Source organism: Corallococcus sp. CA047B, assembly GCF_003612065.1.
In the GTDB taxonomy this organism is placed as follows: Bacteria; Myxococcota; Myxococcia; order Myxococcales; family Myxococcaceae; genus Corallococcus; species Corallococcus praedator.
On the sequence record NZ_RAWD01000024.1, the window covers coordinates 21,541 to 36,394 of the forward strand.

A 14,854-nucleotide genomic window follows, 5' to 3' on the forward strand; every position below is an offset into this window, starting at 1 on the left:
TTGACGCCCGGTCGGACGCCCCGGAAGCAGGCGAAGAATGCGTGCCATTGTCGGTACTTGCGTGCCCTGGGAGGCGAATCCGTGTTCTCGGCCGGACGAGCGGCAGGCAGCCGTGTCCGATCCGCGATGTCAAGCCGTTACGGACGACGGTGGGCTCCCTAGCTTCTCTCCATCAACGCAGCGCATCGATTTCGAAAAGGAGAGCGCACATGCCTCGCTCCTACAGCTTCGACCACTTCCAGGTTCCCAAGACGCTGCCCGTGCAGAAGCGCGGCCTGCGTCAGCGTGACAAGGAGCAGCTTGCCCAGTCCTCGCACGTGATGGTGGACGACGCGGAAGGCCTCCACTACGGCAAGAGCCACGCCCAGACGGAAGAGATCCTCATGGCGCGCAAGATGGCGCTCCAGTTGGAGGAACTGGCCCGTCCGGAGGCCGATGCCAAGTTCAGCCACGCCCAGCCGGCGCGCGCGAAGAGGGCCAAGGCGGCCGCGGCGCCCGTCATCGGGACGACGGCGCCCATCGGGGCCCTGCCGACCACGAAGGAGCAGTTGTCTTCGCAGGGCCAGCTGACGGACCTTGTCGACGAGGCGCGCCGTCAACTGAAGGCCATCCAGACTGGCGTGAGCGACGTGGCGTCGGCGGCGCAGCGGCTGGCGACGCTGCCCCTGGAAGCGGTGCGACTGGCGGCCCGCCGGATCATCCCGGCCTGAACCCGAAGGGGAGGGTGAGCGACGCGTGGAGCTGACACTCGTCTCGTACAACATCCACAGCGGCATCGGGGTGGACGGGCACTTCGACCTGTCCCGCGTGGGCGCGGTGTTGCGTGAAGTGAACGCGGACATCATCGCCCTCCAGGAGGTGGGGGACTTCCGGGGCAAGACGTCCCGGGAGGACCAGCCCGAACACCTGGCGGAGATGCTGGGCCTGCACATGGCCTTCGGGCCCAACGTGGTCCGCAACGGGCGCCGCTACGGCAACGCCATCCTCAGCCGGCTGCCGGTGCTCAAGTCGAAGAACTACGACCTCAGCGTGACGGGGCGCGAGCCCCGGGGGGCGCTGCGGTGCGACCTGGACCTGGGCGGAGGCAAGCAGCTCCACGTCTTCTGCCTCCACCTGGGCCTGTCGGTGAGCGAGCGGCGGCGGCAGGAGTCGCTGCTCCTGTCCGCCGACCTGCTCCGGGACGCGGCGCGCAAGGACCCGATGGTGGTGTGCGGGGACTTCAATTCGTGGGGCAACGGGCCGGTGTCGTCGCTGGTGCGGGAGGCCATCCACGACGCCGCGTTCGAGCTGGGCGCCGCCGCGCGCACCTACCCCACGCGGCTGCCGCTGTTCCGGTTGGACCGCATCTACGTGGACTCGGGGGTGCGGCCGGTGTCGGTGACGCCGCACCGCTCGCCGCTCAGCCGGGTGGCCTCCGACCACCTGCCCCTCGTCATGCGCTTCGAGGCGCCCATCGCGGTGCAGCCGCCCGTGGCGCCGCCGGTGCAGCTCATCGGGTAGGCCAGCGCCGGGACGGCGCTATCGGCTAGGGTGTTGGGGTCCGGAGGTTTCTCGCGTTGAGTGGCCGACGCTTGCGAACGCCGGACAGTTTCGCCGGGATGTGGTTGTCGCGGCGGAGAGGGGTGCCTAGGTTGGCGCCCACGCGCACAGGACGTGAGCGTCGGCCGGAGAGCGCATGCACGTGGGCAGTGAACAGACGGATCGCGGCGTGGCCGCGCTCGTCGGGCGCATGGCGGACGGCTTCAGTCGGCTGGTGACGCAGCACCTGCAGTTGGCGCGGCTGGAGATCGCGGAGGACGCGAAGGCGGTGGGCCTGGACGTGGCGAGCATCGCCGTGTTCGTGCCCTTCCTCCTCGTGGGCTACGCGTTCGTCTGCGGCGCGCTGGCGGCCTTCCTGGCCACCTGGCTGGGGTGGGCGGGAGCGCTGGCGCTGGTGGGCGGGGTGAACCTCGTCGGAGGCTGCTTCGGCATCTTCCGCGCGGTGAGCCGCATGAAGTCCCGGCAGATGATGGATGACAGCGCGAGCGAGCTGTCGCGCAGCATGGCGGCGCTCACCACGGCACGTCCGCGGGATGCGGCGACGCCTGGGGTGAACACGCTCAAGGACACGACGGACAAGGTCTTCAAGGAGTCGCGGGATGGCCGCTAGCAATGGACAACTGCCGCGCACGAGCGCGGCGCTGCGCGAGGAGATCGAGCGCACCCGGGCCGACCTGGCCACGTCGGTGAGCGCGCTGCGCGAGGAGGTGGCCGTGGCCACCGACTGGCGCCAGTGGGTGCGGCGTCATCCCTACGCGTGCGTGGGGACCGCCTTCCTCGTGGGCTACCTGGTGGGCTCGCGGCGCTGAAGCAAGCGCGGGCGGCCGGTGATGAACAGCTTTGGGTCGTATCGAGAACGAACGCACACGCAGAGGGCTTCCATGGAAATCAATCCGCAGCAGATGTCGGACCGGGCTCGGCAGCTTCAGGATCAGGTGATGCCTCAGGTGGATGAGGCGCGGCAGAACCTGGTGGACCTGAACCGTCAGGTGGTGGGCTTCATCCGGGCGAACCCCGGCACGTGCCTGCTGGGCGCCATCGCGGTGGGTTTCCTCGTGGGCCGGATCGCCTCGCGCTGACCGTCCCTCCGGGGGCGCAGGAAGGGAGCACGACCATGACGACGTATTCGGGCACGACGGGCAATGGCAGCGCGGCGGAACACACGGACGACGCGGGCTTCGGCCAGCGGGTGGACCAGCTGGGTTCGGACGCGCAGCAGTTCATCGACAACGCGCGCAGCGCGGTGGCGGACCTGGGACAGTCGCTGGACCTGAAGGGGCGCGTGGAGCGCAACCCCTACGGCACCCTGGCCATCGCCGCGGGCGTGGGCTACGTGCTGGGCGGCGGGCTCTTCACGCCGCTGACGGCGCGCATCCTGAAGCTGGGCGTGCGGCTGGCCGCGCTGCCCTTCGTGAAGGATGAGCTGGTCGGGATGGCCGAGTCGGCCTTCCAGGGCTATCAGACGGGCCGCGGCTCGCCGCCGTCGGGCAGCGTCTAGGTTTCATCCGCGCCGCACGCCTTTGTTTTCCCACTGAAGTCTCCCTCCCCGGAGTCGGACATGCTGAGCCTGAAGGACTTGAAGAAGCTGGACCGCGACGACCTGCTGGACCTCGTGGGTCTGGAGACCCGCCGCACCACCGCGGAGACGACGCTGCCCGCGCTGGGCATCTTCGCCGCCGGCCTGCTGGTGGGCGTGGGCGTGGGCCTGCTGCTGGCGGACAAGCCGGGCACGCAGCTGCGCGGCGACCTGCGCACCAAGCTGCAGGGTGGCCAGGACAAGCTCGCGGGCGCCATCAACAGCGCGCGCGGCACGGACACGCAGCAGGGCGCGGGCTCCACGGTGCCGCCGGGTTCGCGGACGACCTGATTCCAGGTCGGCGGTGGATTCCACACGAAGCCTCTTCCCGTGCGAACGGGGAGGGGCTTTCGTGTTTCCGGCGGGTGGGGAAGCGGATGGCCTAGGATGCGCGGTCATGTCCCGTTTCGACGGGGCAGGCCTTCGCACCAGGAGCACGCACCGTGAGCGCGGCGAAGAATCGACGGACGAAGCAGACCCCGCCATCGGGTACGGCGGCCTCCCCGGTCGCGCCGGGCCGCAGCCTGCGCCATGACACGCCCGTGGATGTGCCCATCGTGCGGGAGCCTCCCTCCGAGGCGGAAGGCGCGACGCTGCCCGCCCGCAGCGCGGAGGCTCCGTGGAACGGGACGGCCTCCGGTCCGGAGTCCGCGCTGGGCCAGCTCCGTGCGCTGGAGACGCTGGAGTCCACCTACGAAGCCTGGGCGGAGCTGAAGCGCGACCACGCGGCGGCGGTGGTCCACTTCCGCGAGGAGCAGGCGCGGCTCGCGCAGCAGGGCACCTTCCTCCTGGGCGCGGTGCGCGCGGCCGGCATGGACGCAGGTGGCAATGCCGTCCCGGGCCTCCAGCCGCAGGGCGCCGCCGGTGACTTCCTCCGCGACGCGGAATCCAAGCTCGCGAAGGCGCGCGACGCCGTGCTCCAGCGCGAGGCGGAGAGCGAGGCCCGCTACCAGGCCGCCTTCACGGAGGTGCGCGCCACGCTCCTGGACCGGGTCCGCCGCTCGCTCGGAAGCCTCCAGCCGCACCTCACGCTGCTCCTGCGCCGCGTGGGGGCGGAGCGCTCCATCCTCCACGTCGCGCGCGTGCCGCCGGATGAAGCCGTCCTGCTCTGCTACCTGCTCACGCAGCGGGTGCCCTCCCGCTACGGCTTCCTCTTCGACGACTCCACCGAGGACCTGTCACTGGCGCCCGCGCCGCTCTACCCGGAGGAGTCCATCCCCGAGGACGGCGTGCGCCCGGATGCCCAGGGGCTGCTGCGCGTCATCGACGCCAGCACGGAGGTCCTGCCCCTCAAGGGCTTCGTGCCCCTGCGGGTGTCGCGTCCCGGAGGAGGGGAGGACTTCTTCCGCCTCCTCCAGCGCGGCGCCGTGATGGAGGTTGAAATCGCGGAGGGCCCGGACTTCCGCAGCATCCTCACCCGCGAGGAGGCGGAGCGCTTCGCGGGCCACCTGCTGCGCCTCAAGCTGGAGGGGCGCATCGGCCTGGACATCGAGGCCGGGTAGCGGACGCTTCAGTTCGTCCGGGCGATGCCCACTTCCGCGGTGCCCGCCAGCAGCACGCTGCCCAGGAAGAGGTTGTCGGACTCCGCGCCGCCCATGCGCACGGCCTGGAAGATGACCAGGTACGTCTGCTTGGGGTTCGGGAACGCGGTGCCCGGAATCGTCACCCGCGCCTCCCGGAAGGTGGCCGGCACCGCCGCCAGCTGGAGGAACTCCACCGGCGACGTGGGCACGTTGGAGTACGTGGCCGTGCCCTTCTCTCCGTTGGCGCTCAACGGCACCACCGTGACGAAGCCCAGCGTGCGGTCGGTGTTCGCGGGCGGCGCCGGGCGGTCGAAGCCGAACGCCGTGTTCGCGTTGAGCCGCACGAAGCCCTCCGGCGGGTGCAGCGCCGCGATGGCCTCCTTCGGGGGCGAGTTCTCGACCTGCCCCACGTACCGCACGTTGTCCTTGTCGGCCGTGAAGGCATACGTGGCCCCCGACGCGTACGTCAGCGCGTCGGTGGAGTCGCTCGTCACGCCGTAGCTGCCACCCCCCTGGCCGTTGAGCGTGACGGGCGTCGTCGTGCCCACGGGCTGGAGCACCACGGTGGCCCCGCTGACGCCCTCGGGCTGCGCGTTCGCCCCGGACTTCGTCCCGAAGAACATGAAGGCCGCCGTCTGCGCGGGGAAGGACACCACGTCCATGCCCCCGTCCCCGAAGGTCCCCGCGTCGTAGCCCGCCATCGCGGTGGCGGACACGTCCACCTGCGGCGTGGCCAGCAGCGTGCCCACCATCACGTGGTCCGCGGAGAGCTGGTTGCCCGTCTTCTCCAAGTCACAGGCGAGGGGGGACAGCAGGGACACGACGGCGGCGGCGGACAGAAGCAGGCGTTTCATGGGCGGCTCTTTCGGACGGGGCTCGGGCGAGGTGATGCGGCAGCCAACCATACCGCGCGTATGTCCCATAGGCGCTCGGCCCCAACGCGCTATCCTGTGCACCGCCCGTGCAACGCCTCCGCATCCACTCCTCCGGCCGCCGCTTCCTCCACCGACTCGGCTTCTCGCTCGTCCAGGCGGCCGTGTTCGGCTGCCTGCTGGGCCTGCTCGTGTCCCAACGCGTCTCGCGCCCGGTGCGCCCGGACGACACGCCCGCGCCCCTGCTGTCGCCCTCGGGCTTCGTGGAGATGCTGTCCGGGTGGATCGACAGCGGCGAGCGCGTCTTCTACGACTGGCGCATCCGCCAACTGGGCGAGCGCTCCGAGCGCTCCGACCGCGTGGTGCTCGTCTCCATCGACGATGACACCCTCGCGGAGGCCCAGCAGGGCCCCCGCGCCGACATCGCCGCGTACCCGTGGCCGCGCCAGGTGATGGGCGGCATGGTGCACCGGCTGGTGGAGGAGGGCGCCTCCGTGGTGATGCTGGACTTCGCCTATCCGGAGCTCAGCCCTCGCGCCTGCGTCACCCCCACCCGCACCGGCCGGGGCGCGCTGTCCCAGGACGACGACGCGCTCCGGGCCCTCCTGGACCAGGACCCGGGCCACTCCGTGCTCGCCTTCCGCTGGGGCGCGGAGGGCACCCGCAGCCTGCCGCCCACCGGCCGCCTGTGGCCCTACCGCGTCCGCCTGGGCAGCTACCCCGGCCCCACCGAGGCCCGGGTGCGGGCCCAGTCCGTGCTGGCCCTGCAGCGTCCCGCCTTCCTCATCCCCGCCGGCAAGGGCCTGGAGGTGTGGGCCGGCGTCGCCGACGAGGGCGAGGGCCGCAGCCTGGGCGAGCAGCTGGGCTCCGGCGCCGCGTCCATCCAGGAGCGCCGCGCCGCGGACGACGCCTTCCGCGTGGCGCCGTCGGACCTGTTCCTCGCCCTGGCCTCCGTGCAGGTGGCGGGGTTGGATCCGGAGAAGCTCCTGGAGGTGCGTCAGCTCCAGCACCCGGTGACGCCGCTGCTGGGCACCTCCAGCGGCTACGGCGCCACCACGCTGCCCGCGGACCCCGACGGCGTGGTGCGCGGCGTGCCCCACCTGGTCGCGTACAGCCCGCGCGGCGGCGAGCGCTACGTGCTGCCGTCCCTGCCGCTGGCCGCCGCCATGCGCCTCGCGGGCACGCAGAAGCTGCGGTACGCCGACGGGCGCCTGTTCATCGGGGACACGTACTCCGTGCCCATGGACGCGTCCGGCTACAGCCTGCTGCGCTGGGAGGCCCCGTCCGCCACCCGGGGCGCCCGGGGGCCGCTGGCCCGCTCCATCCGCGCGTGGAACGTGCTGCTGAACCTCTTCGACATCCAGGCGGAGCGCCCCGCCCGGTTCGACCACGACCTGGACGGCCGCGCCGTCATCCTCACCAACACCAGCAGCTACGCGCCGGAGCGGCGGGTGACGCCCATTGGCCCCGGCATCGCCAACGGCGCCATCCTGGGGCAGGCGCTCGCCAACATCCTCGCGTCGGACGGCATCGTCCGCGCACCGCCCCGCGTGGACATGGTGGCCACGATGGGGCTCGCGTTCATCGGCGCGTTCCTGGCGCTGTCGTTCAGCTGGCTCTTGCGCTCGGTGTGGGGGGCCTTCCTCTTCGTCAGCGTGGTGCTGGCCGCGGGCGCGGGCTACGTCGCGGGCGCGGGCTGGTTCTTCGTCAACGAGCGGCTGTGGATCGCCGTGGCGGGTCCGCTGGGGTCCATGGGGCTCGCGTTCCTGGTGACGACCGTCTACGCCTTCCGGACCGAGCAGGACGTGCGCGACTTCGTGCACAGCGCGCTGGGCCGCTACGTGAGCCCGGACGTGGCGCGGCTCGTCGCGCGCGACGTGAGCCTGATGCGGCCGGAGCGCCGCAAGATGACGGTGTACCTCTGCGACATCGAGGGCTTCACCCGTCTGTCGGAGGTCCTCCCGCCCGAACAACTGGTGCCCCTGCTCAACACCTTCCTCACGGAGATGACCTCCGTGGTGCGCGCCACGGCGGGGCAGGTGGACAAGTACATTGGCGACTCGGTGATGGCCTTCTGGGGCGCGCCCGTGCGCACGGACCGCCACGCGCACCTGGCCTGTGAAGCGGCGCTCAAGCTCCAGGCCGTGCTCGCGCAGCGCCAGCCCGTCTGGGAGAAGCAGTTCGGTCACCGGCTGTGGGTGCGCGCCGGCATCGACACGGGCGACCTGCTGGTGGGCGACATGGGCAGCGAGCTCAAGTCCCACTACACCGTCATGGGGGACGCGGTGGGCATGGCCGGCCGGCTGGAGGGCGCGAACAAGCAGTACGGCACCCAGGTACTGGTGGGAGAAGCCACCGCGCAGCTCGCCAGCGACGCGTACGTCTTCCGCGAGGTGGACCGCGTGCTCGTGCGCAACCGCGAGCAGCCCGTGCGCGTGCACGAGCTGCTGGGGCGCAAGGGCGAGTTCTCCCCGGAGAAGCAGGCCGGCATGGCCCTGTACGAGAAGGCCCTCACCGCCTACTACGCACGCGACTTCCTGGTGGCCCAGGAGCTGTTCCGCCGCTGCACGGTGGAGCACGGCGACGCGGTGGCCCGCGTCTACATCCAGCGCTGCCAGGGCTACATCCTGACGCCGCCGCCCGCGGACTGGGACGGCGTCATCCGCTGGCGCCGGCGCAGCTCCGACGGCGGCTAGTCGTCGTCGCCGGAGTCCGGCTGGCCGAACAGCTCCTTCACCGGAGCGTCGTCCTGGATGTGCTCGCCCACCACGCGGATCATCTTCTCCGCCGTCATGCCGGAGTAGTACACCTCACCGGGCCACCCCATGAGCTGGTAGTCCTCCGGCGACAGCGGGTCGCGTTTGCGGCCCGTGTCCTCGCGCACCACCACGTTGGGCCCCATGTGGCAGAAGCCGTAGCAGCCGCCCCGGTACAGCTCGCAGCGCGTCTGGAGTCCCCGCGCCGCAAGCGCCTCGCGCGCCGCCACGTGCACCGCGTCCGAGCCGGCCTCGCGGCAGCTGGAACCCTTGCACACGGACATCCGGTAGCGCTTCATCGGAGGACCCGACGCGCCTGGTTGGCACCACGTGCATTGAAGAGCTTCAGCGTCACCACATGCCCCCTGAAACGGCGGCGGCCCGCCCTTCCATGAACAAGAGGAAGGAGGCGGGCCGGGATGCGTGCGAAGGGGCGGAAGAGGACAACCCGCCCCGTAGGGTGCTGCCAGACGCTACTTGAGGAACTTCGTCACCTGGATGGGACCCTGCTGCGTCACCACCGCCTGCCCACCCGAAGGCAGCGCCTTACCGTGGCCGTGACCACCGCCGTGGCCGTGGCCACCGCCCAGCGAGTGCGGCGTCTTCAGCTCCACCAGGCCCTCGCCGATGCGCGTGTGCGCTTCCTTGTGGACGTGGTGCGGCTCCGAGGAGCTGTCGCGCTTGTTCCACGGATCCGACGGGTGCGAGACGGCCGGCCCCTTGAGCAGCTTGGGGATGTCGTAGACGAAGTTCTGCCGGTTGTACTCGGACGGCGTGTGCATGTACGTGTCCATGCGGATGGCGTCCTTCGGGCACGCCTCCACGCACAGGCCACACACGATGCAGCGCAGCTCGTCGATGACGAACTGGGTCGGGTACTTCTCGATGACGGCCGACTCCGAGTCGGCGTCCGTCGTCTCGTACTCACCCGCCTCGATGTAGATGCACTGCGCCGGGCAGATGGTCGCGCACATGTAGCAGGCCACGCAGCGCGGCTTGCCGTCGTCGCGCGGAACCAGCCGGTGCAGGCCGCGGTAGCCCTCCGGGTAGATGGGCTTCTCTTCCGGGTACTCCACCGTCGTCATCAGGTTCATGCCCGTGCGGTCCTGAACCTGGGGGTTCGGGTCGCGCGTGCCGAACATGTTGCGGAAGAAGTGCTTGGTCGTGATGGCCAGACCGCGCAGCAGCTCCGGGATGTACATCCGCTCGCGGATGTCCGTGCGCGGGTCCTGGGAAGCATTGAACGCCATGGTGTCTTGTCTCGCTTCCGGCGAAGGGCTGTGCCGGACGGAACGCCGCTAGTGCGCGCCCGCCGGGGAATGGGAGTGGGGGTCCGCGTGCGCCGGCAGGCCGTGCCCGCCAGCCGACGGCAGCCCGTGGGCGTCGTGCCCATGGCCGTGCGCCGTGTCGTGCGCGCCCGCCGCCTTGGTCCCCTTGGACATCGTCAGGGCCACGACGAAGCCGATCTCCAGCAGGCCCACGATGCCCAGCATGCGCAGGGACGGATCCCACAGCACCAGCGCGCCGCTGATGAACACGTTCGCGAGGCCCGCGGGCAGGAGGATCTTCCAGCCCAGGTTCTGGATCTGGTCGTAGCGGAAGCGCGGGAAGGTCCAGCGGATGACCAGCTGCACCCAGATGAGCAGCACGACCTTGATCCAGAACACCGTGCCCAGGATGGTGCCGTACAGCCAGCCGTGCTCCTGCATCAGGGGCTGCGCCGCCAGCCACTCGCCGCCGAAGGGCAGGTGGTGACCGCCGAAGAACAGCGCCGTCGTCACACCGGCCAGCACCACGACCTCCATGAACTCGGAGATCATGAACATGCCGAACTTCATGCCGGAGTACTCCACGAAGTAGCCGATGATCTCCGACTCGCCTTCGGGCGCGTCGAACGGCGCACGCTTGGTCTCCGCGAAGGACGCCACGAAGAAGGCGATGAAGCCCAGCGGCTGGATGAAGATGCCCCACGCGGGCAGCCCCAGGTCGAACGCGCCGTCGGAGCGCCACAGGTAGCGCGCCTGCCCGGTGCCGGCGACCAGCGCGTTGCCCACGTCACCCACCAGCGCGGGCATCTGCACGGAGGAGAACGCCAGGAACAGGCCCACCAGCGCCAGGCCCAGCGCCACTTCGTAGGAGATCATCTGCGCGGAGGCGCGCACGCCGCCCAGCAGGGCGAACTTGTTGTTGGAGGACCAGCCGGCCAGCGACGTGCCGTAGACCGCGAGCGACGCGATGGCGAGCACGTACAGCATGCCGAAGTCCGGCGTGGCGACGACCATGTCCACGTGCTTGCCGAACACCGTCACGGACGGGCCGGCGGGCACCACCGCGAACAGCGCGAACACCGGCGCGAACGCGAGGACGGGGCCCAGGTTGAAGAGGAACTTGTTCGCCGTGCCGGGGACGAAGTCCTCCTTGGTCAGCATCTTCAGCACGTCGGTGATGATGTGCGGGATGCCGCCCAGGGAGCGGTTGCCCAGGCCCGGGATGGCCAGACGCGCGCGGTTGGGGCCCACGCGGTCCTGCATGAACGCGCTCCACTTGCGCTCGGCGAGCGTGAGGAGCGTGGCGATGATCATCACGAAGGTGAGCATCAGGAAGAGGATGTTCGTCAGGCGGCTGGCGCCCGTGAACAGGTGCTCTTCCACCAGCCCGCCCACGAGGTACGCCGTGGCCACCCCGCCCGCGAGGGCGAAGATGCAGAAGGCCATGGCGAACAACATTGTGAAGATGCGGTTCATGGTCAGATGCCCCTCACGCGCGGCGCGCCGAATTCACGGTAGCCCGGCGGACGGCCGTCGGCCCCCGACGGCAACGGATTGATGCCCGGCTTCTCCCGGTCCGGCGGAGAGGCCTTGTCCCAGTTGAACTCGGCGAACTCGGACACCTGCCCGGAGAGCGCCCGCCACACGTCGCGCGCGGAAGCGTGGGCAGCCTCGCCCCCCAGCTCGCGCGTCAGCTCCGTGGCCCACTTCCAGTGCGGCGAAGCGTCGCCCTTGGAGGGGTACGCCTTGCGGAAGCGCTGGGTGATGCCGTCCTGCTGGGTGAACGTGCCCTCGTCCTCGATGTGCGCGCTCGCCGGCAGCAGCACCGTCGCCTGCGCCGTCACGGGGGACTCGTTCTGCGCCTGCGCGACGAACACCTCCAGCTTCGCCGCGACCTCGGCGAAGGCGGCCGCGTCCGTGGGGACCTCGGTGCCCACCGCGTACAGCGCCTTGACCTTGCCGGCGTTGATGGCGGAGGTGAGCTCCTCGAAGGACTTCACGGACAGCCCCAGGCCCTTGGCGACGAGCGCCAGGCCCTGGCGGTTGGGGTTCTTGTCCGCCGTCATCAGGTAGTGGTCGGCCTTGCCCTGCGGCCGGCCGCCCACGAACACCGTCGTCACGCCCAGGCTCGCCTTGGCGAACGTCAGGCCCGCGAGCAGGTCCTCGTTGGACGCCAGCGGCGAGGCCAGCACCGCGAGCTGCGAGGAGCCCACGAGCGGCTTGAGCGCCTTGGCCGCAGCCACGGCGGCATCCTTGCGCGTGAGCGCCGGCTGCACCGTGTCCCGCGCGGCCACGCGGCGGCCCACCTGGGCGGCCAGCACGCGGCCCACGTTCAGGTCGCGGTAGGACAGGCGACCCTGGTCGCACATCCAGCTCTTGTTGATGGCCTCGTTCTCACGCGGGCGGTAGCGGTAGGTGTCCTGGGACATCCAGTCCGCGGAGATGCTGCAGCCGCGCGAGCAGCCCGTGCACACCGACGGCGTGGCGGACAGGAACCAGGAGCGCGCCTTGAAGCGGAAGTCGCGGCTGAGCAGCGCGCCCACCGGGCACACGTCCACGGTGTTGAGCGAGTAGTTGCTGTCCAGCTCGTTGCCCGGGAACACGTCGATGCGCTCGTGGCTGCCACGGCCGAAGACGCCCAGCTGCGGCTCCTTCGGGATCTCATTCATGAAGCGGACGCAGCGCGTGCAGATGATGCAGCGCTCCTGATCCAGCACGACGCGGGGCCCCAGCACCTTGCGCTTGTGCTTGAGGGCCTTGGTGCCCTCCAGGCGCGACGGCCGGTAGTCGTACTTCATGTAGTAGTCCTGCAGCTTGCACTCACCGGCCTGGTCGCAGATGGAGCAGTCGACCGGGTGGTTCAGCAGCAGGAACTCCATCACCGAGCGCTGCTGCTCCTTGACCTTGGGGGTCGTGGTCTTGATGACCTGACCCTCGGCCATGGGCGTCTGGCAGGCGGGGACGAGCTTGGGCGCGTTGGACGCCTCGATGAGGCAGATGCGGCAGTTGGCCGCGATGGAGAGGCGCGGGTGGTAGCAGTAGTAGGGGATCTCCGAGCCGACCGTCTTGGCCGCCTCGATCATGTTCGTCCCCGGCTTGACCACGACCTCCCTGCCGTCGATGACCGCCGTCACGAAGCCCGGGTTCTTGGGCTGCGGCTTGGGCGGAGGACCGCCGGCCGGCGCTCCCGCCGGCTTGGGCGGAGGCGTGCCGGTGGGGCCGCTGGCGGCCGCCGGAGGGTTGTCCATCTTCGGCCCGGCGGGCGGGTTGGACGGCTCCGAGCCAACCTTGGCCGCGGGCGAGTCGGTGGGGGCGCCCTTGGGGGGCGTCTGCGCGTCACCGGTGGGCTTCTTCGTGTCGTTGTCGCTCACTGCTCGACCTCGCCGCCGATCATGTTGATGGTGTCAAAGGTGGGAACGAGGTCCGCCAGCATCTTGCCCTGGATGATGTGCGGCAGCGCCGCGAGCACCGGGAAGCCCGGGGCCCGGACGTGGACCTTGTACGGCCGGCCGCGACCGTCGCTCACCAGGTACCAGCCCAGCTCGCCGTTGGAGGCCTCGGTGGCGTCGTAGACTTCACCGGGGGGCACCTGGATGCCCTCCATCACCAGCTTGAAGTGCGCCATCACGCCTTCGATGGTGCCGTACACCTCCGGCTTGGGCGGCAGCGCGATGCGCCAGTCGTCCACGATGATGGGGCCGGCCGGGATGGTGTCGATGGCCTGGCGCAGGATGCTGATGGACTGACGCATCTCCTCCAGGCGCACCAGGTAGCGGTCGTAGTTGTCGCCGTGCTCGCCGACCACCGACTCGAAGTTGAAGCGCTCGTAGACCCAGTACGGGTGCGTCTTGCGCAGGTCGTGGTCGATGCCGCACGCGCGCAGGGCGGGGCCCGTCCAGCCGTAGTCGATGGCGTCCGCGGCGGAGATGACGCCGGTGCCCTTGGTGCGGTCCACGAAGATGCGGTTGCGCGTGAGCAGCCCGTCCATCTCCTGGAGCAGCTCTTCGGTGCGGGTGAGGGTCTTGTGGACCTTCTGGATCCAGCCTTCCGGCAGGTCGCGGTTGATGCCACCCACGCGGCCGAAGCTGGTGGTGAGGCGCGCGCCGGTCAGCTCCGTGACGCGGTCCTGGATGAGCTCGCGCGCTTCCATGCCGTAGAGGAACGGCGCGAAGCCGCCCATCTCCAGGCCGGTGGCGCCCACGCACGTCAGGTGGTCGGTGAGCCGGTGCAGCTCACTGCCGATGACGCGGATGTACTGGGCGCGCTCGGGGATCTCCAGGCCGATGAGCTTCTCCACGGCGTTGAGGAACCCGAAGTTGTTCATCATCGCGGACAGGTAGTTGAGCCGGTCCGTGTACGGCAGGCACTGCGTCCAGGTGACGTTCTCGCAGCTCTTCTGGAAGCCGCGGTGGAGGAAGCCGATCTCCGGATCGATCTTGACGATCGTCTCGCCTTCCAGCTCCACCTTCAGCCGCACGGTGCCGTGCGTGGCCGGGTGGGACGGGCCCATGTTGATGACCATGTGCTTCGACTGGAGATGGGCTTCGAGCTCCGACTCCTCGTGGGCGAACCCATCCGTGTCGGGGTTGAAGGGCTTCGTCGCGTCGGTGTTGTGGCTGTCGGCCATGGGAGGTCTCGTCAGGCGACGCCGCTGGTGCCGGGGCCGCGGAAGATGTCCTTGATGGGGCGCTCGGGGATCAGCGGCTGCCGGTCACGCAGCGCGTAGTCCTTGCGCAAAGGGTGGCCCTGGAACTCCTCGTACAGGAGGATGCGGCGCAGGTCCGGGTGGTCCACGAAGCGGATGCCGTAGAAGTCGAACGCCAGGCGCTCCCACCAGTTCGCGCCGCGGTACACCGCCGCGAGGGAGGGCACCTCGGGCCGGGTCTCGGTGACGCGCACCTTCAGGCGCACGTGCTCCTTCCGGCTGAGCGAGTACAGGAAGTAGACGATCTCGAAGCGCGGATCGTTCTCCGCCAGGTGCAGGCGGTCCACGGCGTCCGCGGAGCCGAACAGCTTGAAGTCCAGCTCGGGATCCATCTTCAGGAACGTGGCGACCTTCGGCAGCCACTCCGCATGGATGACGGCCCAGGCTCCGCCAGCGCGGTCCACATAGCGCTCCGCGACCGCCTCGGGAAACTGGGCGGCGACCCGGTCCAACGCGAAAATGCTCAAGGGGGGCCTCGAATAACGACAGAGGAAACCGCGGCTTTATAAGGACCGTTCGCGGGAGGCGTCAACGTAAACCCTCAACCATGTAGGCCACTTAGGTGGCCCAGTAGCCCGCGTCGCGATCAACCCCCTGCCTGGTGACAGGCAGGCG

16 protein-coding genes are annotated in these 14,854 nt (G+C 70.1%); 9 read left to right on the forward strand and 7 right to left on the reverse strand.

All coding sequences use genetic code 11. From position 1 onward, the window contains the following. Positions 1–209 precede the first annotated feature (209 nt). From D7X74_RS06595 to D7X74_RS06630, 8 genes are all read left to right on the forward strand, one after another. Positions 210–710 (forward strand): hypothetical protein, encoded by a 501-nt coding sequence (locus D7X74_RS06595; RefSeq protein WP_120532062.1) that lies wholly within the window; start codon positions 210–212, stop codon positions 708–710. Between the two features lie 25 nt (positions 711–735). Beyond that, complete coding sequence (locus D7X74_RS06600; protein ID WP_120532063.1) at positions 736–1,500, forward strand: endonuclease/exonuclease/phosphatase family protein; 765 nt, start codon at positions 736–738, stop codon at positions 1,498–1,500. A 175-nt stretch (positions 1,501–1,675) separates the two neighbouring features. Next, positions 1,676–2,149: a phage holin family protein gene (locus D7X74_RS06605; protein ID WP_120532064.1), complete on the forward strand. Its 474-nt coding sequence runs from the start codon at positions 1,676–1,678 to the stop codon at positions 2,147–2,149. Continuing rightward, positions 2,139–2,348 carry a DUF3618 domain-containing protein gene (locus D7X74_RS06610; protein ID WP_120532065.1) on the forward strand — a complete coding sequence of 70 codons (210 nt, stop codon included), beginning with the start codon at positions 2,139–2,141 and terminating at the stop codon, positions 2,346–2,348. The genes D7X74_RS06605 and D7X74_RS06610 overlap by 11 nt, the downstream gene beginning before the upstream one ends. A gap of 72 nt (positions 2,349–2,420) precedes the next feature. Further along, complete coding sequence (locus tag D7X74_RS06615; RefSeq protein WP_120532066.1) at positions 2,421–2,618, forward strand: hypothetical protein; 198 nt, start codon at positions 2,421–2,423, stop codon at positions 2,616–2,618. A gap of 35 nt (positions 2,619–2,653) precedes the next feature. After that, positions 2,654–3,037: a hypothetical protein gene (locus tag D7X74_RS06620; protein WP_120532067.1), complete on the forward strand. Its 384-nt coding sequence runs from the start codon at positions 2,654–2,656 to the stop codon at positions 3,035–3,037. Positions 3,038–3,097: 60 nt separating this feature from the next. Next, positions 3,098–3,406, forward strand: coding sequence for a YtxH domain-containing protein (locus D7X74_RS06625; protein WP_120532068.1), 309 nt, complete (start codon positions 3,098–3,100; stop codon positions 3,404–3,406). A 302-nt stretch (positions 3,407–3,708) separates the two neighbouring features. Next, positions 3,709–4,617 carry a hypothetical protein gene (locus D7X74_RS06630; protein ID WP_120532089.1) on the forward strand — a complete coding sequence of 303 codons (909 nt, stop codon included), beginning with the start codon at positions 3,709–3,711 and terminating at the stop codon, positions 4,615–4,617. Between the two features lie 8 nt (positions 4,618–4,625). On the opposite strand, the gene D7X74_RS06635 is transcribed toward D7X74_RS06630, so the two are convergent. After that, on the reverse strand, positions 4,626–5,492 hold the full coding sequence (locus tag D7X74_RS06635; RefSeq protein WP_199732719.1) for a hypothetical protein: 867 nt from the start codon (positions 5,490–5,492) through the stop codon (positions 4,626–4,628). 107 nt (positions 5,493–5,599) lie between these two features. Here D7X74_RS06635 and D7X74_RS06640 point away from each other — a divergent pair, with 107 nt between their 5' ends. Then, positions 5,600–8,206 (forward strand): adenylate/guanylate cyclase domain-containing protein, encoded by a 2,607-nt coding sequence (locus tag D7X74_RS06640; RefSeq protein WP_233595408.1) that lies wholly within the window; start codon positions 5,600–5,602, stop codon positions 8,204–8,206. Here the strand turns inward: D7X74_RS06640 and D7X74_RS06645 are convergent. From D7X74_RS06645 to D7X74_RS06670, 6 genes are all read right to left on the reverse strand, one after another. Further along, the gene (locus D7X74_RS06645; RefSeq protein WP_120532069.1) at positions 8,203–8,565 is read right to left on the reverse strand and encodes a ferredoxin; all 363 of its coding nucleotides are present in this window, start codon (positions 8,563–8,565) and stop codon (positions 8,203–8,205) included. The genes D7X74_RS06640 and D7X74_RS06645 overlap by 4 nt on opposite strands. 174 nt (positions 8,566–8,739) lie before the next feature. Beyond that, positions 8,740–9,516, reverse strand: a complete 777-nt coding sequence (locus tag D7X74_RS06650) for an NADH-quinone oxidoreductase subunit I (protein WP_120532070.1) — start codon at positions 9,514–9,516, stop codon at positions 8,740–8,742. 48 nt (positions 9,517–9,564) lie between these two features. Then, the gene (locus D7X74_RS06655; protein WP_120532071.1) at positions 9,565–11,010 is read right to left on the reverse strand and encodes a complex I subunit 1 family protein; all 1,446 of its coding nucleotides are present in this window, start codon (positions 11,008–11,010) and stop codon (positions 9,565–9,567) included. A 2-nt stretch (positions 11,011–11,012) separates the two neighbouring features. Continuing rightward, the gene (locus D7X74_RS06660; protein ID WP_120532072.1) at positions 11,013–12,905 is read right to left on the reverse strand and encodes a 2Fe-2S iron-sulfur cluster-binding protein; all 1,893 of its coding nucleotides are present in this window, start codon (positions 12,903–12,905) and stop codon (positions 11,013–11,015) included. Then, on the reverse strand, positions 12,902–14,161 hold the full coding sequence (gene nuoD, locus D7X74_RS06665) for an NADH dehydrogenase (quinone) subunit D (RefSeq protein ID WP_120532073.1): 1,260 nt from the start codon (positions 14,159–14,161) through the stop codon (positions 12,902–12,904). The genes D7X74_RS06660 and nuoD overlap by 4 nt, the downstream gene beginning before the upstream one ends. A gap of 11 nt (positions 14,162–14,172) precedes the next feature. Next, a complete protein-coding gene (locus tag D7X74_RS06670) occupies positions 14,173–14,691 on the reverse strand; it encodes an NADH-quinone oxidoreductase subunit C (protein ID WP_120532092.1) in 519 nt (172 codons plus the stop codon). Positions 14,692–14,854 lie beyond the last annotated feature (163 nt).